This window comes from Paenibacillus sp. FSL M8-0334, from assembly GCF_038000405.1.
GTDB classification, from domain to species: domain Bacteria; phylum Bacillota; class Bacilli; order Paenibacillales; family Paenibacillaceae; genus Paenibacillus_AQ; species Paenibacillus_AQ campinasensis.
On the sequence record NZ_JBBOCH010000001.1, the window covers coordinates 576,317 to 602,327 of the forward strand.

A 26,011-nucleotide genomic window follows, 5' to 3' on the forward strand; every position below is an offset into this window, starting at 1 on the left:
TCTGTCTATATTTGGTTAAGATGTATATTAATACTGCCCAAGTAAATCAAAAAAAGGCATGAGTATGCGCAAGAAACGGATTGGTCCTAATCACACGGATTAGATTACCCAGAATTGGGTAATACCAACCAAATTCTTGTTGAATACTCATGCCTGATCGAATCAGTTACACGTTAGATCTGAAGTTTTAACTTACTTGGCTGTTGACTATTTTAGCACCCGTCATGACAGCTTGCAACAGCAATCGACATGTTCATAAAAACTTCACGTTTTTTATCCACCCTGCTCTTTCCGCTGATTGAGACGCTGAAGATGGATCGTCAAGTACCCCGCCTCAGCCGGGTATACGGCCTTACGGAGTCGCTTCTCCATAATTTTGATCAGCTTCCACGCCAAAGAATACATTTCAGGATATTCCCGTTTCATGAGACCGTCAAGCGAGCTGGTCTCTTCCACTTCATCTCCCCTGCGGATTCGCTCCATGGCAAACCTCAAATGCGTCAATAACCGCGAATAATCCAGGGAATCCCTCGGAATTTCATACTCCAGCTGCTGCTCCACCGTTGACACCAGGTCCGATATCAGCTCCGAGTTTTTACGCACTTCGGAAATATGCTGATTGGTCAGGGCACTGTGAAAATGAAGGGCGATGAATCCGATTTCTTCCTGACCAAGATCAACCCCGAGTCGTTCGTGAATGACGCGAACCGCATAATCAGCCATCGCGTATTCCTCCGGATACAGCTCTCTCGTTTCATATATGAAAGGATTGTGTATATAGAGCCCTTGAGCATGCCGTTTAATAGCAAAGGCAATATGGTCTGTCAGCGCGATGTGAATATGTTCATTCAGAGGCGACTGGGTAGATTTCACCGCATGCATAATAATGTCGTTGACCGCCTCAATCAGATTCTCGTCGATATAAGGAACCAGCTGTTTGTATTGCTCCTGCTCCTCCGGCTTCGTCAAAATAAACATTTTCTCAGCTGCAGAGACAGGAATCATATCTTTGCTCTTCCGGTTAAAGCCGATCCCCTTGCCGATAATGACAACCTCATCATGCTGTGGATGTTTCGCTATAATAACATTGTTATTTAATACTTTTGCTACTTGTAAGCTGCTCACATTCGCACCTCTTTTGATCAACACGTATACTCGGTAATCTTAACAGAAATACGCGGATGCAGCAAAGCCAATTCATAGCGGCATTCTGCCTCTCCTGCAGCCGTTAAGCTGGCGCGCCTCGTCTGCCGGTATGCCAGGCGGAAACGCTACGATTCCACTTCATCAAGCAACCTATTATAAAAAGACCGGACAAAGCAAAGGTTCCCCTCCTGCCCTGTCCGGCTGCTCTTCATTGCTTTCCTGTAAAAGGCATCCGCCCTTATTCTCTCACTTCTCTGGCAGCGCTCGCTTCCATCCCGACGAGATCCTGCTCAATGGCAGCTGGCTGCTCCAGCGGCTGCACAGGGGACTTCGTCTTCGTCAATCCGTGGATCAAAGCCTCGACGTCGATGCCCGATACACTCTTCAGCATCTCCGGTGCGGTTGCCATCAGCTCAGTAACATAGTTGCTGACTCTGGCAGCACCTGCGCCATCGCCCTTGCCGGTATCCACGACCGTGAGCTTCTCGATCGAGGAGATCGGCTCGGCAATTTTGCCAGCGAGTTCAGGCAGCATTTTGACGATGATGTCGAGAATCGCGGCTTCGCCATACTTCTGGAACGCTTCGGCCAGCTTCTCCTTCGCTTCCGCTTCGGCCAGACCGCGCAGACGGATAACCTCTGCCTCGGCAGCACCTTTCGCACGCTCCGCATCGGCTACTGCAAGACCATCCAGACGCTTCTGCTCGGCAGAGGCCTTCGCCTGTGTCTCGATGGAATATTGTACGGCATCGGCCTCACGCATTTTGCGGGCCTTTTCCGCTTCCGCAGCCTGCTCGACCGCATAGCGATCAGCATCGGCCTTTTTCTTCACTTCAGCATCATATTGTTTCTGGCGAACCATAATTTCTTTTTCCTGAAGGTCGATTTCCCGCTCTTTCCGAACGAGCTCGATCTTCATCTGTTCTTCGACCATCGTCTGCTTCGCACGGGCCTCCTGAATATGATACGCCTGGTCGGCTTCGGCCTTGGCTGTATCCTGGTCCTTCTTAAAGGAAGCGACCTTCAGCTCTTTTTCTTTCTCCGCCTCGGCGATATTCGTATCGCGCAAGAGTTCGGCCTTCTGACCTTCTTCCTCCGCACGCGCCTTCTGAATCCGGGCATCACGAACCGCTTCAGCTTCTGCGATTTCTGCATCGCGTTTCACCGTGGCAATCCGCGGTTTACCAAGCGCCTCTAAGTATCCGTGTTTGTCGCGAACATCCTTGATCGTAAAGGAAACAATCTGAAGACCCATCTTCTTCAAATCTCTTGCTGCTACCCCTTGCACCTCTTGAGCGAACTTGTCGCGGTTACGGTATACCTCTTCCACGGTCATGGAGCCGAGAATAGCCCGCAGATGACCTTCAAGCACCTCTTGGGCTTCCCCTTTCAACGCCTCAATCGGCTTGCCCATGAACTGCTCGGCAGCGGTAGCGACATCTTCGATAGAGCTGCCTACCTTGATGATCGCAACCCCGTCAGCCATAACCGGAACCCCTTGCTCCGTATAAACTTCCGGTGTCATTACGTCAAGCTTATGCGACAGAAGCGATACGAATTCGGAACGCTGGAATATCGGTAAGATAAACGCGCCTCCGCCGCGGACGATTTTGATCTTGCGCCCCGTTTCGTCCTCCGAAATGTTCTTGCTGCCTAGAAATGAACCTGTTACAATCATTGCTTCATCTGGACTGACCGTCTTGTAGCGGGCCCAAAACGCCAGACCCAGTACGACGATGACCCCTATGACAATAGAGGGGATTACCATAAATTCAGGCATACTGTTTACTCATCTCCTTTTCGTTCTTCCAGTTCAGATACCCGGAGGACACCTTCCACTACGTCGATCACAACAACCCGGGCACCTGCGGGAAGAATCTTGTGGTCAAAGCTGGAAGCGATATGGGCTGTATTGCCCGCTCCCACCCGAACCATGACCTCACCGAACCCCTCTGCCGGAAGCGGCACGGTGACGGTTCCGATTCTTCCTGCCAGTTCTTTCTCCGAGAAGCCTGTCGAATTCTCGCTGTTCTCCATAGGCCGTACATAGCCGAAGTAAACGAGAATCGAGACGACGATGGCCGATAGAATCGAGAGCGTTACATGAGCACCTGCCGCCATATTCGTATATTGTGTGAACATGATTCCTGCTCCGCCGAATACGGTGATTCCGCCTGCAATGACCATCGGGTTGAAGAAATCAAAGGACAAAAAATCAAGCACCCCGTCCATCGCGGAACTAAGCACATCGCCCAGCAACACGGAAACTACCGCAAACAATATGCCGCCGAACAGGCAACCCCAATATAACGCCTCCATACGCACTGCCCCTCTCTCAAGAATCCTCACTGTGTATAACAAGTAATACGGCAAAAAGTTCGTTTTGTTTCAATATTTTACACCTGACATTCCTAGTTCAAATATTGGCTCATATCAGAAGTCAGTGTTTGACATCAAGCGGAGTATGCCGCTCTTGGGAAACGAAGGGACTTCCGGTCGCTGCTCACCCCCAGGTTTCTTGATATTACCGCCTCAGCGGTTGAAGTCAGGGACAAGAGCGAGCGCTTCGCTTCTCCCCGATCCTCTACACCCTTACTTCTGACCCGTGATGATGTCTGGCACGAATGATTAACTTGAGCCCGAATGTGCTATGTAACTTTCTGTCGTTCATGGAATGTCTGCACCCGGTCCCGGATGTCACATAAACGCAGAAAAGGTCGAAGGCAGCAGCTCTGGAAAGCGTTGCCTTCGACCTTATTATAGCATCTGCACAGTAAATTACAGCGACATTTTATAAATTTCGATGACGTCTTCGCGCTGCAATTTACGGAAATTGCCGAACGGGCCGAAACGAACCGTCTTCTCAGCCATCACTTCGATCTGGCTGTCGTCAATGTCATAATCCGCAAGTCTGCTCGGTGCGCCGATCGAGCTCCAGAAGCTGCGGAGCGCCTCGATCCCTTCAAGTCCGACTTGCTCATCCGATTTGCCCGCAGCATCGATGCCGAACACATTCACAGCGAGCGACTTGAAGCGGGCCGGATCAGCCTTCAAGTTGTACTTCATCCAGTTCGGGAAGATGATAGCCAGACCGCCGCCATGCGGAATATCGTATACCGCCGATACGGCATGCTCGATATTGTGCGTTGCCCAGTCGCCGGCAAGACCCATGCTGACCATTCCGTTCAATGCCATCGTGCCGCAGTACAGGATCGTTTCACGCAATTCGTAATTTTCCAAATCATCGATCAGCTTCGGAGCGGTATCAATGACCGTGCGCAGCAGCGTCTCACAGAAGCCGTCCTGAACCGGCGTGTTGGTATCCTGATGGAAATAATGCTCCAGCACATGCGACATAATGTCGACGACGCCATAAACCGTCTGGTCCTTAGGCAGCGTATACGTATGTACAGGATCCAGAATGGAGAATGCAGGATAAGCCCATGGACTTGCCCAGCCCATCTTCTCCTGGGTTGCCTCGTTCGTAATGACCGAGTTGCCGTTCATCTCCGAGCCGGTCGCCGCCATCGTTAGCACAGTTCCAAGCGGCAGCGCATCCTGCGGGATCGCTTTGCGCTCAACGAAATCCCACATATCTCCCTCGTACTTGGCACCAACGGCAATCGCCTTGGCACAATCGAGCACGCTGCCGCCGCCAACAGCCAGCACAAGATCCACTTGATGCTCGCGGCAAAGGGCTACGCCTTTATGAACCGTGGACAGACGAGGATTCGGTTCCACACCGCTCAGCTCGGTCACAACAGCCCCGATTTCCTTCAGCAGCGTGATAACCTGATCATATAACCCGCTCCGTTTGATGCTTCCGCCGCCATAGACAAGCAGCACATTCGTTCCGTATTTCGGAACCTCATTCTTGAGCGAGCTCAGCTTGCCCTGACCGAAAATCAATCGTGTGCCATTATGAAATTCAAAAGCTCTCATCGCGCCTCTACCTCCGTACTCCATATATTAAAGATCATGTTTTGATAACTTGTGCTACGATTTTCATTATATCACTTCCGCTTCTCAATACAAACGGCCGTTCCTTTCACCCGAGGGGAAAGAACGACCGTCCGTCTGTCTATTGAATATAAGTTTACAGAGCGGTATAGCCCATGCTCTCCAAAAATCCGCGAAACGCTTGCTGCCCTTCGCTTGTCTGCTTGTAGACTCCCGCATGTTCGAGGATGGTCGTAAATTTGCGGCCAACCTCCTGACGAATCAGCTCAGCGGCCTGCTCCCGGTCTGCAGCTCCTGGCGTCCGCTCCTTCAGTTCCTGAATCCAGTCGCGGTGGACGAACAGCGGATGACTGTCTTGTCCGCTCGCCTCCAGCAGCTCCTCGTTGCCGGACAGAATGTCGGCAATCATCCCGAGCTCCTCCTTCAGTCGCCCAGGAAGGATCGCCAGCCCCATCACTTCAATCAGGCCGATGTTCTCCTTCTTGATATGATGCATTTCCCGATGCGGGTGGAAGATGCCCTCCGGATGTTCATCACTGGTCCGGTTGTTGCGCAGCACCAGATCCATCTCATACACGCCTTCCGCATTTCTGCGGGCAATCGGTGTCACCGTATTGTGGCGGACAGGGCCTTCTTCGCTATCGGTGGAGGCGATAATATCGACCGAAGGATCACTGTAGCTTTTCCAGGCCTCATAGATGCCGTTCGCGCACTCGAGCAGCACGTCTCTGTCTGTAGCTGACAGCCGGATGACCGACATCGGCCATTTGACAATGCTGACGGCTACATCCGGATATTGGGCATGCTTGAACTCCGCAATTTCAGGCGCGAGCTGGATCGGAAACGTATGCCGCCCGCCCTGGAAGTGATCATGCGTCAGAATGGAGCCGCCAACGATCGGCAGATCGGCGTTCGACCCAAGGAAATAATGTGGGAAAGCATCCACAAAACTGAGCAGTCTGGCCAGCGTATCCTTGGTCAGTTTCATTGGAATGTGGTCGCGATGGAAGACAATGCAATGCTCATTATAATAAACGTATGGCGAGTATTGGAAAAACCACGGTTCACCGTTCAGCTCCAGCGGAATAATCCGCAGGTTCTGCCGGGCAGGATGGTTCACCCGGCCCGCATAACCGACATTCTCCCGGCATAGCTGGCACTTCGGATAAACGGGCGGCGGGAGAAGCTTCGCCATCGCGATTTCCTTTGGGCTCTTCTCCGGTTTGGACAGATTGATCGTAATCTCGATATCCCCGTACTCGCTGCCATATCTCCAGTATTCATTCCGGGATATGCGGTCCATCCGGATATAGTTCGAAGCGATACACAGCTCGTAGAATTGACGGGTCGCCGCTTCGATGCCCCGCTCCTGCTCCGCTGTCTTGAACGCGGCTGTAATCTCGGACGGCCGCCCCATCACTCTGCCCATAATTTTGGCGTCAAGCAGATCGCGGAAGGTATCGGTGTTCTCCGGAATGAGACCTTTAGCTGCGCCGTAATCGATCAGCACATCGAGCAGCGCCTGAGGTCCATCAAGATGCTCCTCGCTTACTTCGCCGGCATAAGGCTCGCTGAAGCCAAAATCGTCAAGCAGCAGATTCCGGCAGTAATCCACATCCGCTTCCTGAATCAGCCCTTGGCGAAGGGCAAACAGCACAAGCCGTTCAATCGCGTGCAGCACCTGCTGATCATCCGGAACGCTGGTTGTCACTTGCTCCATCGTCAAGTCCCCCTTAATTGTCGCCGTATCCGTTCGGATGGCTGCTATGCCATCTCCAGGCGCTTTCGATAATGTCTTCCAGCTTCACGCGAACCGGGTTCCAGCCCAGCACCGTGCGCGCCTTCTCCGAGGAAGCGACCAGAACAGCCGGGTCCCCGGCGCGGCGGGCCTCCACTACGACTGGAATGTCCACCCCTGTCACCTGCTTGGACGTTTCGATCACTTCCTTGACCGAGAAGCCGAGGCCGTTGCCCAGATTAAACACATTACTCTGTTCGCCGCGGCGCAGATAGTCGACCGCCCGCAGATGGGCATCCGCCAGATCGCTGACATGAATGTAGTCGCGAATACATGTGCCGTCCGGCGTGTCGTAATCTTCACCGAAGACGGAAATATGCGAGCGCTGCTTCAGTGCCGTTTGCAGCACCAGCGGAATGAGATGGCTCTCCGGACGGTGATCCTCACCGATTTTGCCGCTGGCATGGGATCCCGCCGCATTGAAGTAACGAAGGGATACATATTTAATGCCAAGCACCTGATCAAACCAGGACATCATCCGCTCCATCATCAGCTTCGTTTCACCATACACATTTGTTGGCTGGGTCCGGTCGGATTCGGCGATAGGCACCTTTTCCGGCTCCCCGTAGGTAGCGGCTGTTGATGAAAATACGATTTTGCGCACATCTGCTTCATTCATCGCTTCCAGCAGGCAGAGCGTACCAAACACGTTGTTGTCATAGTATTTCACAGGGTCCTTCATGCTCTCGCCCACCAAGGAGTTGGCCGCGAAGTGAATGACCGCATCAATGTCGTTCTCTGCAAACAGCTTCTTGAGCAGCGCCTTGTCGCGCAGATCGCCCTCATACAGCTTTCCGCCGAGCAATGCCTCCCGGTGACCTGTCTGCAGATTGTCGATGACCACAACCTCTTCTCCGCGCTCCAGCAGCTCCGCCACCGTATGCGAACCGATATACCCTGCTCCCCCGGTTACCAAAATCGCCATGATCAGTTGCCCTCCTTCACTTCGGTCATTTCATGCACACCCTGGCCTACACCGCACACATAGAAGTCCGGCTTCAACCCCGTTCTTGCCTCATACCGGCTGCCTACCTCCCGAATGAATTCCTCTACGGCATCCTGGTGAACGAGCGACACCGTGCATCCGCCGAAGCCTGCGCCGGTCATTCGGGAACCGAGCGTGCCCGGAACGCGCTGCGCTTCCTCTACCATCGCATCCAGCTCATCACCCGTCACTTCATACTGATACCGCAGGGAATCATGGGACTGATTCATGAATTGTCCAAATGCCTCCAGGTCGTCGTTCTTCAGTGCAGCCACCGAATCCAGCACCCGCTGATTCTCCTCGACAACATGCTTGGCCCGCTTGAGCACCGTCTCATCCGTAATCGCATCCGCTACTTCTGCGAAGGAGACCGGATTCAGTTCTGCCAGATAGCGCAGTTCCGGCACTTTAGCCTGCAGCATTTCCAGCGCCCGGTCACATTCGCTGCGGCGCTCATTATACTTAGAGTCAACCAGTCCGCGCCGTTTGTTGGTATTGCCGATCACAATTTTGTAGTCGCCTGTCTCAAAAGGAACCAGCTCATATTCCAGCGTGTCGCACATCAGCAGAATGGCATGGTTCCGCTTGCCGTTCGCGACCGCGAACTGATCCATAATGCCGGAGTTCACGCCCACGAACAGATTCTCGGCGCGCTGGGACAGCTTGCTGATCTCCACCGTATCCACCGGCTGGCCTTCCATCGTCATAAGCGCGTAGACGGTGACAACCTCAATCGAAGCGGAAGAAGACAGGCCTGCTCCGTTCGGTATGTCCCCGTGGTACAACAGGTCATAGCCTTGCGACAAACGAATGTCCAGCTTGCTCAGTTCGGTGATGACCCCGACCGGATAATCCGTCCATTCCCCGCTCTTTCCTCCAAAGTCCGGCTCGGCGCTGACCACCGCCTCATAGGGCAGATTGGTGGAAGCAAACGAAATCTTCCCGTCCTTGCGCGGACGGATCAGCAATGTTGTTCCGAATTCAAGCGCTGCCGGAAGCACATAGCCTCCGTTGTAATCCAGATGCTCGCCAATCAGATTGACCCGGCCAGGGGCATTAAAAATCCGCAGTTCCTGTTCAGCCTCTCCATACTTTTCCATAAAGCGATCTATTAGCAGTTGTGTGTTCACGATATCACTCCATCCCGTTATATAAGGTGCTTTCACTGTTCTCAGTATATAATGAAACGTAGGGCCCGATAATGAAGTCTTGTGTGTTAGATATGGATTTATGTGACTTTTGAAGTTACAATGTTAACAAACATGCACCGCTCGATCAGCGCAATGTAAAGGCCATCCTCTCAACCAAAGGACGATGCTTGTATGAATGCTCAAACCTACTCCGTCGCTTCAAACCCAGCCCAGACCGAGAACGGAACCCTCCGTGTGCTGTTTGCCGGGGAAAGCCAGACGCCGCCGAAGCATGCACTCGGGCCGAAAATATACGACTATTACCTGATGCACGCCATTGAGTCAGGACAAGGTGTATTTCGGACCGAAACGGATGTGTATCATCTCGGTCCCGGGGATTGCTTTCTCATTCATCCCGGACAGCTTGTCAGCTATGTATCCGATGAAGGAAACCCGTGGCGCTATCGCTGGGTCGCCTTTGATGGCGAGCTTGCCGGCGAGCAGGCGAAGGCTGCCGGCTTCTCCCCCGAGCACCCGGTTCTGCATGTCACGCTGGACAGCCAGGTTCCTCACTATATCGCAATGATCCAGTCCAGGTTCAACTCCCGGCGGGAAAGCGCACATATGGCCGCCATCGGCTGCCTGCATCTGATCCTGGCGGATTGCCTGGACCACGTGGAAAGGCCGGCGCAGCTGACGATGGCCGAGCCCCAGATTCAGCGCACCGTCAAGCAGATGATCAACTATATGACCTCACAGTATGCCCATCCGGTGTCGATTGAACAGATGTGCGCCAGCCTTGGCTACAACCGGGCTTACCTGTCCCGCATTTTCAAGAAGGAAACGGGCATGACCCCGGTAGCCTATCTGCTCAAGCTTCGAATCGACCAGTCCAAACGGCTGCTGCGCGAGCGGCCCGAGCTGTCCGTGGAGCAGGTATCCGCTTCGGTCGGCTTAACCGATCCGCTTTATTTTTCAAGACAGTTCAAGCGCTTCTTCGGTCAATCTCCCACCAGCTACCGCCAAAAAATAGCAGGCCGCTCATCGTCGCCAGACAAATAAACAAGGCATCCCGTCGGGTGATGTCCTGCCCTCAAGGATGCCTTGTTCATTCATTATAAGTCACTCCGTTCAATACCGTCACGTCCGATCGGATCGATTAAGCTCCTTCATTCTCCGTTTTCAGAATGGCTTCAATCCGATCCAGCTCTTCCTTCGAGAATTCCAGATTGTTCAGAGCCGCCACATTGTCTTCAATCTGGCTGACCTTGCTCGCTCCGATCAAGGCTGAGGTCACTCTTCCGCCTCGAAGCACCCAGGCCAGCGCGAATTGGGCCAGGCTTTGCCCTCGGGCTGCGGCGATCTGGTTCAACGCTCGAATCTTGCGAAGCACTTCAGGCGTAATATGCTTCTCGTTCAGGAATACCGAGGCGCCTGCCGCACGCGAATCCACCGGAATCCCGTTTAAGTATTTGTTCGTTAACAGGCCTTGGGCAAGGGGAGTAAATGCGATACTGCCGACCCCATGCTCTTCAAGCACATCCAGCAGCCCGTTTTCCACCGTCCGGTTCAGCAGGGAGTAGCTTGGCTGGTGAATGAGCAGCGGTGTGCCAAGGCTCTTCAGAATCGAAATCGCCTCTTCTGTCTTTTCCGGTGAATAGTTGGAAATCCCGACATACAGCGCCTTGCCGGAGCGCACGATATGATCCAGTGCCATCATCGTTTCCTCCAGCGGCGTTTCGGGATCCAACCGGTGTGAGTAGAAAATGTCCACATAGTCGACGCCCAGCCGCTTCAAGCTCTGATCCAGACTGGAAATGAGATATTTGCGGGAGCCCCATTCCCCGTATGGGCCCGGCCACATATAGTATCCAGCCTTGGAGGAGATGACCATCTCATCCCGGTAGCTTCTCAGGTCTCGCGCCAGCACTCTGCCAAACGTCTCTTCGGCTGAGCCTGGAGGAGGACCGTAATTGTTCGCCAGATCAAAATGCGTAATGCCGAGATCAAATGCTCGTGTAATCATATTGCGCGCATTCTCGAACGTGTCGACACCGCCAAAATTATGCCATAATCCAAGAGAAATAGCCGGAAGCTTGAGCCCCGATTTGCCGCAGCGATTGTATATCATGCCTTCATAGCGATCCTCGCTTGCCACATAAGTCACGTGCGATCCCTGCCTCTCTGTTATCAACGTATATACTACATGTACATCTTATCCCGTTTGCCTATCCTTTTACAAGAAACCGATTTCAGCATGCCTGATCCCGCAGCAGGCTCGCTTGCTTCGGCCTGCGGCATCATGGACAAGCTCTGCACCTGCTTGCCGGCCTTTGCCGCTTAGGACATGGACCGAATCCGGTCCCAGCCGCTAGCGAATCAATCTGTCAACCTCCGTCATGACCTGACCGATGCGGTCGGTAATGATCAGGCCTGCGCGGTGATCATAGGGGGTCGGGTCCGCATTCAGAAGCACGGTTTTGGAGCCATGAAAATAAGTCACCAGTCCGGCGGCAGGATGAACGGTCAACGACGTTCCTCCAATGATGAGCAGATCCGCCGTCGATATTTCTGCAATGGCCCGGGTCAGCACCTGATGGTTCAGCTCCTCCTCATACAGGACGACATCCGGCTTCACAATTCCCCCGCAATCCGGACAACGCGGAACCAGGTCATCCATGCCCATGATGTCCTGAAGCGAGAAGAAGCGGCGGCAATCCATACAATGATTGCGATGAACCGAGCCATGCAGTTCCAGAACCATATTCGAGCCTGCCGATTGGTGAAGCCCATCGATATTTTGCGTGATGATCGCCTTCAGCTTGCCTGCTTCCTCCAGTCTGGACAGTAGCCGGTGGCAGCCGTTTGGCTGAGCATCGGGATGCAGCATCTTGCTCCGGTAGAAATCAAAAAACACCTCCGGATGCTTCATGAAAAACGAATGACTCAGCATCACCTCCGGCGGATACGGGGATTGATGCTCGCTTTGATACAGGCCCGCAGCCGAACGGAAGTCAGGTATACCACTTTCCGTGGAGGTACCGGCGCCTCCGAAAAAAACAATGTATTCGCTTGATTCGATCCAAGTTGCCAACTGCTCGATCTTTTGCCTGCTTTCCATTCCACACACCTCCGTCCAGCCAATATAGGAATAACACCTGTGCTTTTCAAACAAGTACTTTTAATTCATTATAATCCGATATGACAACATCGGCATCCACCAGATGAACCGGCTCCCCTTGCCCCTGGTACAGCCCGATGGCCAGCGCCGCTCCGGCCTGCTTCGCCATCTGCATGTCGGCATTGCTGTCCCCGATCACAACCGCTTCAGCCGGATCGATGCCAAGCATGCTGCACGCCACTTCGGCCATCTCCGGATGAGGCTTGCCGCTGCTTACCCGATCCCGTCCGAGAACAACCGGGAAATACGGCTTCAGTCCGATCCATTCCAGCTGCTCCAGCGTCCCGTCCGTGTTGTCCGAGGTCACTACCCCCATGGGCAGCGAAGCCTTGCGGCATGCCTCCAAAAAATGCTGCAGCCCCGGCATCGGGAAAGCCGGTTTCTGACGCCGCACCTCGTGCATCGCATTTTTGGTGATCTGCCGTACCTGCGTTGTCGCCTCATTCCATGGCATGCCAGCCGCATACAGCTGCCAGGCCAACAAACCGATCGATTCCTCAACCGTGGCCATAGCAAGCGGCCCCTGAACGTCATAATCGCACACCCTGCCGCTTGCATCATGCATGGTGCCAAGCAGCCGCTCGCGCGGACAGGTGAGCTTGGCGCCCATCATTTCAAGGAGCTGCTCCAAATCGTTCAGCACATAATCGGTCCAGCCTCCCCATAGCGCCATGAAATGCAGCAAAGTCCCGTCCTTGTCAAATAAAACTCCTCTACAGGGTACTACGCGCCCTCCTGCCTCCAACCGTGCCAAGGCGTGTCCTCCTTCTATTTCAGCCAGCTTAATTTAAGTTTTATCGTACTCTCCGATTGTACATAACCTTTTCCTTATTTTTCAACAGCGCACTTCGCCGGTCAACATGAACTTTTGATGTTTGCGGCCGCAAAATTGAATGCCGAATATCCCTTGTTAATTTTCCATTCTTTAGTTAAATATTGTGATTCATGACAAATAGGCGGTGGTAAGTAACCTATAACATCAGCATAACAACTACAAGTAGGGAGTGAACAACCGTGGCCAACAACAATAAACGAAAAATGACGCGAGAAGAAGCTGGACGCTTGGGAGGCGAGGCTACAGCCAAAAATCACAGCCGCGAGTTCTATCAGGAAATCGGCAAGAAAGGCGGACAAGCCACCTCCAGAAACCATAGCCGTGAATTTTATCAGGAAATCGGCCAGAAGGGCGGCGAAGCGACTTCCCGCAATCATGACCGTGAGTTTTATCAGAAAATCGGGCGCAAAGGCGGCAAACGCTGATCCCGTCCCGCCCATCCCTTCAAGCCTGCTGCTCTTTCGCAACCGGAGCAGGCTTCTTCATGTTTACCATAAAACTCCCCCTCTTCCCTATGAACACCTGGTAGAAAAACCTCCCTTTTTGTGATAGACTCATTTAAAACCGAATCGTGTACTTGTTCACAGGTACCCGATTGCTTTGTCGGATAACCGCACTAAAGCGCGGTAATATTAGAATGATCTGGGGGGAGAACTGACATCATGACAGCAAAAAAAATGCGTTCAGACATGATCAAAAAAGGTTTTGACCGTGCGCCGCACCGCAGTCTTCTGCGTGCAGCCGGGGTTAAGGAAGAGGACTTCGGCAAGCCGTTCATCGCCGTCTGCAACTCTTATATCGATATTGTGCCGGGCCATGTGCATTTGCAGGAATTCGGCAAATTGGTGAAGGAAGCGATCCGCGAAGCCGGCGGCGTGCCTTTCGAGTTCAATACCATCGGCGTTGATGACGGCATCGCGATGGGGCATATCGGCATGCGCTACTCGCTGCCAAGCCGCGAGATCATTGCGGATTCCCTGGAAACCGTCGTATCGGCTCACTGGTTCGACGGCATGGTCTGCATTCCGAACTGTGACAAAATTACACCGGGCATGCTGATGGGTGCGCTGCGGGTCAACATTCCGACCATCTTTGTCAGCGGCGGTCCGATGAAAGCAGGCGTGGACAGCAAAGGACGCCGCCTTTCCCTCACTTCCGTATTCGAGGGCGTAGGTGCCCATCAGGTCGGCAAGATCAGCGATGATGATTTGCTCGAGCTAGAACAGTTCGGCTGTCCAACATGCGGCTCCTGCTCCGGCATGTTCACCGCCAACTCGATGAACTGCCTCGCGGAAGCGCTCGGTCTGGCTTTGCCAGGCAACGGCACCATTCTCGCAGTAGCCGAAGAACGCAAGGAATTTGTGAAGCAATCGGCTCGCCAGCTGATGGAGCTCGTGAAGATGGATCTGAAGCCGCGCGACATCGTGACGGTTGAAGCGATCGACAACGCATTTGCGCTCGATATGGCTATGGGCGGATCGACCAACACGGTGCTTCATACGCTTGCACTCGCACATGAAGCCGGACTCGACTATCCGCTGGAGCGGATCAATGAAGTAGCTGACCGCGTGCCTCACATCTCCAAACTGGCACCTGCCTCGGATTATTTCATTGAGGATGTGCACATCGCCGGCGGTGTCAGCGCCGTTCTGAACGAGCTGCTGAAGAAGCCGGGTGCGCTGCATGGCGATTGCATTACGGTAACAGGCAAGACGCTGGCCGAGAACGTGACCGGCTGCGAGATCCAGGATACCAACGTTATTCATCCGATCGATCAGCCCTATTCGGAGAAAGGCGGCCTCGCTGTCCTATACGGCAACCTGGCGCCCGAAGGCTCCATCATCAAGGTCGGCGCTGTTGATCCGTCGGTTGGTGGATACCATAAAGGCCCGGCCATCTGCTTCAACTCCCAGGACGAAGCGCTGGAAGGCATCGCGAACGGCAAAGTCAAGGAAGGCCATGTGGTGGTCATCCGCTATGAAGGCCCTAAGGGCGGCCCCGGCATGCCGGAAATGCTGGCCCCAACTTCCCAGATTGCAGGTATGGGTCTCGGCGCCAAAGTCGGCCTGATCACAGACGGCCGCTTCTCGGGAGCTTCCCGCGGGATCAGCATTGGGCATATTTCCCCTGAAGCTGCGGAAGGCGGACCGCTTGCCTTCGTAGAAGACGGTGACATTATCGAGCTTGATCTGAACAATCGTGTCATCCAGCTGCTGGGCGTAAGCGATGAAGAGATGGAGCGTCGCCGCAGCAAGTGGGTTGAGTTCCAGCCGAAAGTAAAAACAGGCTATCTCGCCCGCTATTCCAAGCTTGTCACTAACGCCAGCTCCGGCGGCGTATTGAAAATCTAACCGAATTTCGCCTGAAACATCAAAGGGGTTATCCGCGTTCCGTACACAGATGGTACGGACGGGATAACCCCTTATCTTATATAACGAACTAACGAACGGTATTCCATGAATAAGTGCGTGAACCTTATTATCGTGGCACTGCGGTAATGCCCTTGGAAGAAGCGCCTGCCATGGCGGTCAGCTCACTCATCTCGTCATGCTCGTGAGCCTCGTCGGCAATGGCGGCGACGGCAGAGGATGGCCTCTTTTTGCTGGCGTAGCGCTCAATCAATACTTCAACCGGCATATACAGCATTTTGGGCTCCATCGCCTGGGTCCCATCCTTCAGGCGCGATTTGCCTTTGGGATGAATGACGCTAAGCAGCAGCTTCAGATAGATTCGAGTCGAGCTGGCGAACCAGCCTGACGGCAGATCCAGAATTTGAAACCCGAATTGCTCCGGCCCCCGGGAAATCATGGTCACACCGTACAATCCTTTGGATCCTTGAAGCTCCGGCCGCTCCAGCACCATATCTGCAAGTGTCGGCAGATCCTTCTGAACTGCACGGATCATCTGAATCGCCAGCTGCATCTCCGATCTCGAACGACTGCCAAGCTCAAACAGCTTTTTGTTGTCAAAATGCAACTCAACAATCTTGTCACCCTTCTCAATCCGGCTGCCATCCTCCAGCGTAACCGGCTGCCCCCGATAAGGGCGAACACGGAAGTGCAGCATCGGGTCGGACGGGGTTACAGTCCGAAGTGTGAACAGGGCATGGAACGCTTTCTCCCACAGGAGCCACGCTGATACCAGCATTCTTTTGGCCGGAGACAGCTTCTTGGCCTTAGCCTTGCCTTCCTTCTCCAACATACGGTCGATACGAATGCTTCTCATCCCCTTCTCCTTCGCCACCTTAAGCACACGTTCCAGCGCAATCAGCATCTGCTCGGGAGCATCCGGGTTAGCCCCCATCGTCGTCCCGCAATCATGCAGCAGCATGACCTCTCCATCACGCAGCTTGCTTAGCATCCGCTGCGTCAGCCGGTCAGCGCCGATCTTGCTGCGCCAGTCGTAGAACATGGATGACCATAGAATAATTCTGCAGCCTGTATTCTTAGCGAAGTCAAACAGATTTACGATCCCCCAGGGAGGTCTGTAATAAGTTGTTCGCTCTCCGGTGATCGAGAATATAATATCATCGGTCCGCTGGACTTGCCGGCGAACAGTCACGGGTCTCATCAACCAATTGCTCTTATGAACATAATTATGAATACCGATCAGATGACCTTCCTCATGAATGCGTCGAACGACTTCAGGATGCTGCTCCGCATGGGAACCAACCACAAAAAAGGTAGCCTTCATATCGTAACGCCGCAGCAGATCAAGCAGCTTGGGCGTATAATGAGGATCAGGTCCATCATCAAACGTTAAAGCGAACTCGTTCTCCCCGGACCCCCTGCGGAATACTCGGAAGCCAAAAATCCGGGTTAATATACCGGGAATAAATGCATAAAACGATGAAAGGTAAAATAGCCAAAGCAGTATTGTCTGCATACAAACTCCCCGCTTTTATCTCTATATTTCTGTAACATACTATCATATTTTATCACAGCCCATAAAGAAATAGGCTTTTTTTTAGAAAATCGTGTACAATGATATCATTGATCATTTCTAAAAAAAGGAGCCGATGCCAGACCATGCTTCCCTTATACAAAAAATACTGGAGAACCGCATTTGACATCGCTTTAGTTGTACTAACGGTATACCTGATTATGTTTATTTTCAGTAAACTTTACCAAATTGCGGCGCCTGTATTTCTGTCTTTTCTGGTATTTCTGATTATAGAGCCACTTGCGAAATTTCTGCATCGCCGCGGTTTGCCAAAACCGATTGCTGCAGCCATATCCGTCCTGCTCTTTCTAATGATTATAGCCGGGCTGCTGCTCGGAGCAGGCGCGCTCATTATTTCTCAAATTACACATTTAAACGATAATCTTCCGGCATACACCCGCACGCTGCAAACCCATTTCCAGGAGTGGCTGCTTGTGCTTCAATCCAGGCTGGATGCATTGCCGCCGGATTTGACCGACCGTTTGAACAGCTTCTTCCAGAACATCACGAATTTCGGTGCCAACGTCGCAAAGTCTTTCTTTCTATTTATGGTTGGTTTCATGGGTTCATTCTCCAGTTTTATCGCCAATTTCGGGATCGCGATGATTCTCGCCTTCTTCCTTAGCATTGAAATTACAAGCTGGAGAAAAATTGCCACCGACAAGACACCGAAAACGATCAAAATCGCTTTTCAGTTTCTGAAGGATCACGTATTCAAAGCGATTGGCGCTTACCTGAAGGCCCAACTGAAACTGGTCAGCATTACCTTTGTCATTGTATATGTCGGTCTGCTTATCCTAGGAACCTCAAATGCACTTTCTGTCGCCCTGTTCAGTGCCGTTTTTGATATTTTGCCACTGCTCGGCGTACCGGTTATTTTTATTCCGTGGATCATTTATCTGTTTATTGTCGGCAATAGCGGCCTTGCGATCGGTCTGATTGTGCTGCTTGCAGTCGTCATGGTTTCCCGTCAGCTGCTCGAACCGAAAATTGCAGGAAATTCCATCGGCATCTCCTCTGCGTTCCTGATGCTGTCTTTCATGATTATCTCCTTGTCTATCTTCGGCGTGGCAGGTCTTATCTTGGCCCCGATTCTGCTGATTTTGCTTAAAGAGTTGCTTCAGCAAGGATATTTGCAAAAGTGGATTCATCTGCCCAGCGAAGAGTTTGATGTATCTCCATTCGATATGACTCAACGTGCCGATCCTGAGCCGGAAACAGAAAAGTCCGGAGAAGCCAACAAATCAATCACCTGACCGAACAGCTGCGTAGCCTGATGACTGCTGTCAGGCGAGCGATCTTCCACAAGCACGGCCACCGCATACCGTGGCTGCTCGACAGGGCCGTACCCGATAAACCATTGGTTATTCCGGGCGCGGCCCTTTACTTTAACTTGCGCGGTACCCGATTTTCCTGCCCATCTGGCCTTGTGGTTTAACAGTGATTTTCCTGTCCCCTCACGCACTACATCCTCCATCCACTTACGCAGTATAGCGGATGTTTCCCGGGAAATATTTCCGCTGCCGCCCAGCTTCCCCATAACCACGGGTTTCGCTTCATACAATAGCTGACCATTGGCATAGGTCAGCTTGTCCATCAAACGGGGTCTATGGACCTCGCCTCCATGAAGCAGCGTCACGACCATATTGGCAGCCTGAAGTGGGCTAATCGCCGTATCACGCTGTCCGATGGCCGTTTGTACCCGCTCACCGGCATCTGATCTGTCCGCTGATTTGTCGAATATTGTCCCTTGCTCCTCATGGTCCAGCGGCTTCAACACGCTTAAACCAAGCAGATCTTTAGCTTGCCAGCCCACGGTTTGTCCAAGTCCAAGCGAATTCGCTGCCGCTTCAAGCTGTTCATGCGTCAGCCGTTCGGCCAGTGTGGCGAACACAACATTACATGAATGCGCAAACCCTTCTTCAGCCGTAATCGTCCCATGGCCGCCTTCCTTCCAGCAGGACAGACCGTATTTTCCGTATTCACCGCTGCAATGAAATTTCTCCCGGGGCTTGACGACGCCATGCTCCAGCGCAGCCGCTGCGGTGACCAGCTTAAAGATTGAACCCGGCACCGCAGCCTTAACCGCCCGATTCTCCCATTCCCCCGCTTCCGGATGGATGTCTTCGGGATTATAGAAAGGCCTGGATACCATGGCCAAAATGTCAGCATTGCGGGCATCCAGCACAACAACTGCCCCTTTGCCCATGTTGGCCTTTTCGGTTAAATCCTCAATCGCCTGCTGCATCCCTGCATCGATGGTGCTCTGTACACGCAGAGGATAATAGGGATTACTCGAAGCCTTCACCATCGGTTCCATATCCTGAATAACATGGTTGCCGCCGTTCACCGGGAAATATACAATGGTCGGTTCATCACCGCGTATAATCGGGTCCAGCGCTTTCTCCAGCCCGCTGTTTCCCTTGATCTCGGGATCATCTTTATAGAACAGGTTCTCCTTGCGCTGCCCCGACACATAGCCAAGCCACTGCATGCCGGAAAGCCCGGCAGGATAGCGCTGCTGATAAGGGAGCACTTGAATATATTCCAGCTTCAGCTCATGAATCCGTGCAATCTGTTCACTCGACAAAGCGGTGGGCACAGGCGACGATTGGGCATGCCATAGAATCGGTTCATGACTCTTATGCCATTGGTCAGTCAGCGCATCATAATCGGTATTCAAAATATCGGACAACTGCCGCAGCTTGGGCTGAGCCTCGCTCCACTCTGCCTTATTCATCGGGAACAGAACGGCCGTCCATATCAGATGCCCTGTTAGCGGCTGCCCATAGCGATCCGTAAAATGACCTCGGCCGGAATCCAGCACCACGCCCCGTTCCCTCTGGTACAAGGACGCCTCAATCATCGTATGATTGCTCCCCGGCATACGCTGATGTTTCATGACAAGCTGCACCCAGGCCAGCCTTCCGGCAAGTATGAGAATGAATAAGGTCAGAATCAGCCAGCCGTAGACGACCCGCTGCTTGCGGTCAAGCTTCATCCAACATCCCTCCGTTTGTAAGATTTCTTTTTCAGTATTGCCCGTAGCAGCGCCCCGCAACCTGCCATTCTGAAAGGAGCCTTCCCCGATCAACCCAATATATGCGAAAAACGCCCTTCCCGCATGGGGGCATGAAGCCCCATGTTGAAAGGACGTTTCGTAGGATGACTAACCTTAACATATCCCGGACCCGCGTTTAGGCGAGTCTTTCTCTCTAGACTTAAACCGTGAAGCGAGACAGCGTTTCTTTCAGCTCTTTCGATACGTTCTCCAGCTTGCTCGACAGGTTCACAAGCTGATTGCTGATGTTCTGCTGCTCGTTCGAGAGCGAAGCCACCTCTTCGGACGTCGCCGAAGACTCCTCAGCCACCGCACTCACATTGCTCATCGCTTCAGACAATACATTCTGAGAATCGTTCAGTTCACCAATGGAGCTTGTAGCGGAATCTAGCCGCTCGATGAACTCGCCCATCTGCTGTCTTACCGACAGGAAGATATCGCTGGTTTCCTTCACCGCGTCCATCTGTGCTTTAAAGAGCGGGTTCGCATCCAGCAGCACTTGAACCGTTTCATTCATCTCTGTCATGATGCGGTCTGTAATCTGGCTAACCATGTCAATCGACTGTCTGGACTGCTCTGCCAGCTGACGAATTTCATCGGCAACCACCATGAACCCGCGGCCAGCAGCGCCAGCTCGAGCGGCTTCAATCGTAGCATTAAGCGACAGAATATTCGTCTGCTTCGTAATGTTCTGCATCACATCGAGCACCTTCACAACCGAAGATGTCGTTTCTTTCAGTTCATCAACCTTGCGCATCATCGAACGTGTCATATCTTCCGTCTGATGCGTTTTATCAAGCAGGTCGTTAAGATGCTTCGTACCGAGCTCACTGGAGCTTTCAACATGACGAGCCGATTTGCCCATCTCTTCATTGGCGTTAACAACAACTTTCATCTGCTGGGAAATATGGTTGGTCAGATCGCTGCCGCGCTCTGCTTCCACAGCAAGACTGCTTGCGCCGTTGGCAATCTCTTCGGTGGCCACCGCAATTTCTTTAGCGGAAATAGCTGTTTTCTTGGAGGCGTCGCTAAGCTCAGCCGCCGTACTCAGAACATCCTGCGCCGTATTGTTCGTTTGCTGCACCAGCTTGGTGATCTGCTCCATCATATCGTTAAAGCTGGCCGATAGCTGGCCGATTTCATCCTGGCCTTTGTGATCCGTACGAACGTTCAGGTTTCCTTTGGCCCCTTCCTTCATCAGAAGGTTCAGTTTGCCAAGCGGACGGGCAATCATACGTACCATCCATATGCCGATCAGAATCGCAACCACAACGTCTACCGCAGCTACAATCCAAGTAATGAAAAGGATCGAGGTGGCATCCTTAGTCAGTTCCCTTTCCTGTACAACCCCTACCAGCTTCCAATCGTTCGTGGCGAGCTTGTTGTACACGGCAAGGACCGAACGGTGCTCTTCGTCTCTTGTCGTCAGATTGTCCGTTCTGCTATCCTCAGGAAGCTCTTGCAGGAAGCTCAGATTCGTCTCTGTTCCGTTCAAGCCGATGACAGAGCTTGATACGACCGTTCCCTCCGGACTTACCAGCTGCAGCTGCCCCTGGTCACCAAGGTTGATGCCCGCGAGCTGCTCATTCAGCACACTGACGTCCAGATCAATCATAACGACATAGGTGCTGTTCAGATCATTCATGGAGCCGAGTGCACGCGCTACGGTGAAATAAGGCGCTCCGCTGTTCGCCTTTGTAGGAACCCAAGTCAGTTTCTGTGTTCCTTCCTTCAGTTCGATGAACCAAGGCTCTTCGTATACCGACTTAGCATCCGCAGATACCTGCCCTGCCGAGATCATAATTTCCTGATCGGTCGGGATCAGATACATGGCTCTAATGACCGAATCCGACGTAATTTGGTTGGACAGCCTGTCACGAATGCTCCGTTCAACCGTAAATTTGTCGTAATCGCTCAAATTGTCATGCTTGAAAGAATAAAGCAGTTTTTGCAGATCGTTGTCGTAAAAAATTTGCCGCCCCATATTTTCGTACTTATCCAGAATAATATCGATTTTCTCCGACGTCTGGATAATCATCTGCTGGTTGGCGTTGGCTGCGTTCTTCACAATCGTGTTCCGCGCCTGATTATAGGAGAGCCATCCCAAAATCACCACAAATGCTACGATTGCTGTGAAAAACACGAGGAACAAACGAATTCCTACCGACTTAGCCGGGTTAAAGGATGTCTTACCAAACGCGGTAACCGCCGATGATGCAACCGATTTCACGTTATGTATTCCCTTGGATGACCAAGAACTGAAGAGGCCCTTTCCTTCCTTCGGCTTCTTGTCCTTCTTCTCCCTGTTCTTCTTGTCCTTCAGCTTGTCTTGTTTCGGTTTCTTTTCCTGCTGTTCTACATCTGACATTTGCTGTTCACCTGCCACATTCTTTTTATAATATGGTTAGTTGACGTGACACAACTCCCCTTTACTATTTTATTTCGTCAGGTAGGGGCGTTTTTCTTTGGCTTTTCGCAAAAAAATTAATACAACATCCCTATTTTTTTGAATAAAAAAAGAATCCGGGGGGCGTCGGGCGACCCGGATTCATGTCAAACCTAGTTAATATGACCTAGAACCAGTCCATTACGGACCGACTATCCTTTCCGTTTGCGCATCATATCAAAGTTCTTCAAAGGCTGCTCCACCTTCATCCGAACGAGCTGAAGCGGATGACGCGCCGCGTCAAGCGGAGCCCCGCTCTCATCTTCAAGCGAGCCTACCTTCTGTTTAAAGAAGGTGCCTTCCGGACCAAAGAATTCGATTTCGTCTCCCGGCTTGAAATGATTGCGCTGCTGGATGATCGCGGTTCCGGTGCTATCGTCATATTCCATCACCAGTCCTGCAAAATCATACGGCACCGCTTTCTCCTCCGGCTCATAAATATGATCTTCATGGTCCGGGGTATCATAGAAAAATCCGGTGTTCAGCGGACGGTTTGCCGCCTTGTTGATCTCCTCCACCCATTCCGGCTTCAGAACATAGCCTTCCGGATCTGCCATATACGAATCAATCGCCTGGCGGTACACATTGACGACCGTGGCAACATAATGAATCGACTTCATCCGTCCTTCAATTTTGAAACTGTCGATGCCTGCCTCGATCAGATCGGGGATATGTTCAAGCATGCACAGATCCTTCGAACCCATCGTAAACGGATTGTCTTCCGGCTGAAACAGCGGAATTTGGGTTAGGCCCGGCTTGAACGGCGACAGCGCCGGTGGAGCCTGCTCCATCATACTCTCTTCGGACACCCAGCTCTCCTCGCTTCTGCCGTCCTCGAACAGATCGTATTTCCAGCGGCACGATTGGCAGCAGCCGCCGCGATTGGAGTCCCGATCGGTAAAATGGTTCGAGAGCACGCAGCGCCCGGAGAAGGAAGAGCACATCGCTCCATGAATGAAAGCCTCGATTTCGATATCGACATGTTCTTTAATCGCCGCAATCTCTTCCAGACTCGTCTCCCGTCCGAGTACGACCCTAGGCAGTCCTTCGTCCTTCCAGAACTTTACCGCTTGCCAGTTCAGCGTGGATTGCTGTGTGCTCAGATGAACCTCAAGCTTCGGAGCGGCACGTTTAGCCACTTCGATGATCGCCGGGTCTGCTGCAATAATCGCAGCAATGCCGACTTCCTCCAGCTTCTTCAAATACGCCTCAATGCCCTCGATATCTTCATTATGGGCATAGATATTGGTTGCTACAAACACCTTCGCCCCGTAACGGTTGGCAAACTCGACGCCTTCTCTCATCTCTTCAAAACTGAAATTGTCCGCATTCGAGCGGAGACCATACTTCTGGCCGCCGATATATACAGCGTCTGCACCGTAGTGCACCGCAAACTTCAACTTCTCCAAGTTGCCGGCAGGCGCAAGCAGCTCCGGTTTAGCCAACCGGTAACGTTTGCCTTTATATTGTGGCTTCGCCATAACTTCCATGCTCTCCACTCCTTAATAAACTTGTTCCTTATAGAAAAAGCCAAACGACAGTTCACGCTCAGGGTCCTGAATGGCGCGAATTTCGTCCATCCACGCCTCCTGAAAGGCGTATGCATTCGGATCGGCCGCATACAGGTCTATCGCATTCCGGTAAATGCGAAGCACCTTCTCGTTGTAGGAGAGCGGCTTGAGCAGCGTCTCTACCTTGAAACTGTCGATACCTGCTGACATCAGCAGATGCAAATCCTCGAGAATGCAGATATCTTCAGAGCTCATAATATGAGTTCCGTTCACATCCTCATAGATCGGATACTTCTCTTCCTGTCTTTCGGCCTCGATCAGAAACAGGCCTCTTTCTTTCCCCAGATTCTCCTCGTCACCTACGGGTCTGCCTTGATGCGCCATGTAGCTCTGGACCAGGCGGCGCTTGGAGTGATAGATATTGGTCATGCCATGAATCTGAACTTGCGCCTCCACTTGCAGCTGCGGCTTCATCTCCGTAATTTCATCCATGTTCAGTTCACGGGCAAGAATGACTCGCGATGCTCCCTTGCTGCCCCAATAGTTGGCTGTCGAATAATTCGTGGCCGTCATCTCGGCATTCCAGTGCAGCTTGATCTGCGGCGCGATCGTCTTCACGGACGTCAGCACCGACGGATCGTTGAACTCTACCCCATCCACGCCGATCGCGCCTAGCGTCTTCACATAATCCGGCAGATCGGCAAGCAGATCATTGGTCATCAGATTGTTCATGCATACATAAATTTTTCGGCCGCTGGCATGGGCCAGCTCCGTAACTTCTCGGATATGATCCGGATTCATGCTGCCGGGAAGTCTCATCCCGAACCGGTCTTCACCGACGACAAGGGCATCTGCGCCTGCTTCGAAATAAACGTTCGCTTCAGCGACAGAACCAGCCGCCGCCAACAGCTCTGGTTTTCTAATCATGAGCGTTTCCTCCTACACCTATTGTGCCGTCTTGTTGCTGATTTCGATGTTTTTCAAATGTTCCTGATAGGTTTTAGCGAATAAGTGCTCCTGCGTCCCATCCTTCTTGGTCACATAAAATAAATACTCGGACTTCTCCGGCATCAATGCGGCCTTGATCGACTCCAGGCTCGGGCTTGCAATCGGCCCAGGCGGAAGCCCCTTGTTGCGATACGTATTATAAGGGCTCGGAACCTCAAGGTCGGCATACAGCAGCCGCTCCTTCGGTTTGTCAAGCAAATACTGAACCGTCGCGTCGATCTCGAGCCTCATATCCTGCTCCAAACGATTATAGATGACGCCAGCCACAAGCGGGCGCTCGTGATCGACCACAACTTCCCTTTCCACCAGGGAGGCGATGGTCATCAGCTCATGCAGCGTGACACCCCGCTCCTTCAGCATATCCTCCCAGCCCGGGATTTCCGCCAGACGCTTGTCCATTTCCGCCAGCATCGTCTTGATGACCGTCTCGGCAGAGGCATTCTTCTTCGGAATCTCGTAGGTCGCGGGGAACAGATAACCTTCCAGCACATGCGTCAGATCCTCGTTATCCGGAATTTCTTCGATGATCGGCACGTCCCAGCCCGCCCGCTGATCGGCCAGCTGAAGAAATTGTTCCTTGTCCACATCCCCATCGCGTGCAATCGTCTCTGCCATCTGCTTCACCGTGTAGCCTTCCGGTATCGTAAAGCGGATCATCTCCTCCGGCTTGACCTCACCATTGTTCATCATCGACAAGAGCTGCTCGAAGCTGGTGCCCGGTAAAGCTTCATAAGTGCCGGCCATCAGATTTCTGCCTTCGTCCTTCAGCCTCAGATAACCTTTCAGCAATAATGCATTCTTAATAAGTCCCTTTTCCTCTAATAGATCGGCAATCGCCGCCGTGCCCATCCCCGGACTCACCGTAAACTCAACCGGCGTATCCGAAGCTGGAACAGGCTGAAGACCGTTCCATATATAAAAGGCGCCTCCGCCGCCAATGAGCAGCAGCACCAGAATGACAATACCCAGCTTTTTCAATATTCTCATCCCTTCACAACCAAAAAGGGC

19 protein-coding genes and 1 pseudogene are annotated in these 26,011 nt (G+C 52.4%); 4 read left to right on the forward strand and 16 right to left on the reverse strand.

The window, feature by feature from the left end:
• Positions 1 to 273: 273 nt before the first annotated feature.
• The 7 genes from glcT to MKX64_RS02575 form a co-directional block, all read right to left on the reverse strand.
• Entirely contained in the window at positions 274 to 1,125 is an 852-nt protein-coding gene (gene glcT, locus MKX64_RS02545) for a glucose PTS transporter transcription antiterminator GlcT (RefSeq protein ID WP_095262988.1), read from the reverse strand.
• Between the two features lie 259 nt (positions 1,126 to 1,384).
• Positions 1,385 to 2,926 (reverse strand): flotillin family protein, encoded by a 1,542-nt coding sequence (locus MKX64_RS02550; RefSeq protein WP_095262987.1) that lies wholly within the window; start codon positions 2,924 to 2,926, stop codon positions 1,385 to 1,387.
• A 5-nt stretch (positions 2,927 to 2,931) separates the two neighbouring features.
• A complete protein-coding gene (locus MKX64_RS02555) occupies positions 2,932 to 3,465 on the reverse strand; it encodes a protease (protein ID WP_155617242.1) in 534 nt (177 codons plus the stop codon).
• A gap of 459 nt (positions 3,466 to 3,924) precedes the next feature.
• A complete protein-coding gene (locus MKX64_RS02560) occupies positions 3,925 to 5,088 on the reverse strand; it encodes an iron-containing alcohol dehydrogenase (protein ID WP_095262985.1) in 1,164 nt (387 codons plus the stop codon).
• A gap of 154 nt (positions 5,089 to 5,242) precedes the next feature.
• Positions 5,243 to 6,826 (reverse strand): UDP-glucose--hexose-1-phosphate uridylyltransferase, encoded by a 1,584-nt coding sequence (locus MKX64_RS02565; RefSeq protein WP_095397384.1) that lies wholly within the window; start codon positions 6,824 to 6,826, stop codon positions 5,243 to 5,245.
• Between the two features lie 13 nt (positions 6,827 to 6,839).
• Positions 6,840 to 7,829 carry a UDP-glucose 4-epimerase GalE gene (gene galE, locus MKX64_RS02570; protein ID WP_095397383.1) on the reverse strand — a complete coding sequence of 330 codons (990 nt, stop codon included), beginning with the start codon at positions 7,827 to 7,829 and terminating at the stop codon, positions 6,840 to 6,842.
• 2 nt (positions 7,830 to 7,831) lie between these two features.
• Positions 7,832 to 9,019 carry a galactokinase gene (locus tag MKX64_RS02575; RefSeq protein WP_095397382.1) on the reverse strand — a complete coding sequence of 396 codons (1,188 nt, stop codon included), beginning with the start codon at positions 9,017 to 9,019 and terminating at the stop codon, positions 7,832 to 7,834.
• Positions 9,020 to 9,211: 192 nt separating this feature from the next.
• Between MKX64_RS02575 and MKX64_RS02580 the strand changes: the two genes are divergently transcribed.
• Positions 9,212 to 10,081, forward strand: a complete 870-nt coding sequence (locus MKX64_RS02580) for an AraC family transcriptional regulator (protein WP_095397381.1) — start codon at positions 9,212 to 9,214, stop codon at positions 10,079 to 10,081.
• Positions 10,082 to 10,178: 97 nt separating this feature from the next.
• Here MKX64_RS02580 and mgrA read toward each other — a convergent pair whose 3' ends face one another.
• The 3 genes from mgrA to MKX64_RS02595 form a co-directional block, all read right to left on the reverse strand.
• On the reverse strand, positions 10,179 to 11,186 hold the full coding sequence (gene mgrA / locus MKX64_RS02585; RefSeq protein ID WP_095262980.1) for an L-glyceraldehyde 3-phosphate reductase: 1,008 nt from the start codon (positions 11,184 to 11,186) through the stop codon (positions 10,179 to 10,181).
• A 204-nt stretch (positions 11,187 to 11,390) separates the two neighbouring features.
• The gene (locus tag MKX64_RS02590) at positions 11,391 to 12,140 is read right to left on the reverse strand and encodes an NAD-dependent protein deacylase (RefSeq protein WP_095397380.1); all 750 of its coding nucleotides are present in this window, start codon (positions 12,138 to 12,140) and stop codon (positions 11,391 to 11,393) included.
• A gap of 46 nt (positions 12,141 to 12,186) precedes the next feature.
• The gene (locus tag MKX64_RS02595; RefSeq protein WP_341035285.1) at positions 12,187 to 12,954 is read right to left on the reverse strand and encodes an HAD family hydrolase; all 768 of its coding nucleotides are present in this window, start codon (positions 12,952 to 12,954) and stop codon (positions 12,187 to 12,189) included.
• A 260-nt stretch (positions 12,955 to 13,214) separates the two neighbouring features.
• On the opposite strand from MKX64_RS02595, the pseudogene MKX64_RS02600 reads away from it, so the two are divergent.
• Positions 13,215 to 13,454 (forward strand): annotated as a pseudogene (locus tag MKX64_RS02600) (KGG domain-containing protein); the annotation flags it as partial.
• Between the two features lie 243 nt (positions 13,455 to 13,697).
• Complete coding sequence (gene ilvD / locus MKX64_RS02605) at positions 13,698 to 15,386, forward strand: dihydroxy-acid dehydratase (RefSeq protein WP_095397378.1); 1,689 nt, start codon at positions 13,698 to 13,700, stop codon at positions 15,384 to 15,386.
• A gap of 127 nt (positions 15,387 to 15,513) precedes the next feature.
• Here the strand turns inward: ilvD and MKX64_RS02610 are convergent, their stop codons facing one another.
• The gene (locus MKX64_RS02610) at positions 15,514 to 16,920 is read right to left on the reverse strand and encodes a polysaccharide deacetylase family protein (RefSeq protein WP_095397377.1); all 1,407 of its coding nucleotides are present in this window, start codon (positions 16,918 to 16,920) and stop codon (positions 15,514 to 15,516) included.
• 143 nt (positions 16,921 to 17,063) lie between these two features.
• Here MKX64_RS02610 and ytvI point away from each other — a divergent pair, with 143 nt between their 5' ends.
• On the forward strand, positions 17,064 to 18,233 hold the full coding sequence (gene ytvI / locus MKX64_RS02615) for a sporulation integral membrane protein YtvI (protein ID WP_095262971.1): 1,170 nt from the start codon (positions 17,064 to 17,066) through the stop codon (positions 18,231 to 18,233).
• On the opposite strand, the gene MKX64_RS02620 is transcribed toward ytvI, so the two are convergent.
• The 5 genes from MKX64_RS02620 to mltG all read right to left on the reverse strand — a co-directional run bounded on the left by MKX64_RS02620 (position 18,170) and on the right by mltG (position 25,990).
• A complete protein-coding gene (locus MKX64_RS02620) occupies positions 18,170 to 19,978 on the reverse strand; it encodes a peptidoglycan D,D-transpeptidase FtsI family protein (RefSeq protein ID WP_341035287.1) in 1,809 nt (602 codons plus the stop codon). The genes ytvI and MKX64_RS02620 overlap by 64 nt on opposite strands.
• Positions 19,979 to 20,198: 220 nt before the next feature.
• Positions 20,199 to 22,406 carry a methyl-accepting chemotaxis protein gene (locus tag MKX64_RS02625; protein ID WP_095262969.1) on the reverse strand — a complete coding sequence of 736 codons (2,208 nt, stop codon included), beginning with the start codon at positions 22,404 to 22,406 and terminating at the stop codon, positions 20,199 to 20,201.
• A 230-nt stretch (positions 22,407 to 22,636) separates the two neighbouring features.
• Positions 22,637 to 23,974, reverse strand: a complete 1,338-nt coding sequence (locus MKX64_RS02630) for a peptidase U32 family protein (protein WP_095262968.1) — start codon at positions 23,972 to 23,974, stop codon at positions 22,637 to 22,639.
• Positions 23,975 to 23,986: 12 nt separating this feature from the next.
• Positions 23,987 to 24,922: a peptidase U32 family protein gene (locus MKX64_RS02635; RefSeq protein ID WP_095262967.1), complete on the reverse strand. Its 936-nt coding sequence runs from the start codon at positions 24,920 to 24,922 to the stop codon at positions 23,987 to 23,989.
• Positions 24,923 to 24,940: 18 nt separating this feature from the next.
• The gene (mltG, locus tag MKX64_RS02640) at positions 24,941 to 25,990 is read right to left on the reverse strand and encodes an endolytic transglycosylase MltG (protein ID WP_341035289.1); all 1,050 of its coding nucleotides are present in this window, start codon (positions 25,988 to 25,990) and stop codon (positions 24,941 to 24,943) included.
• Positions 25,991 to 26,011: the final 21 nt, after the last annotated feature.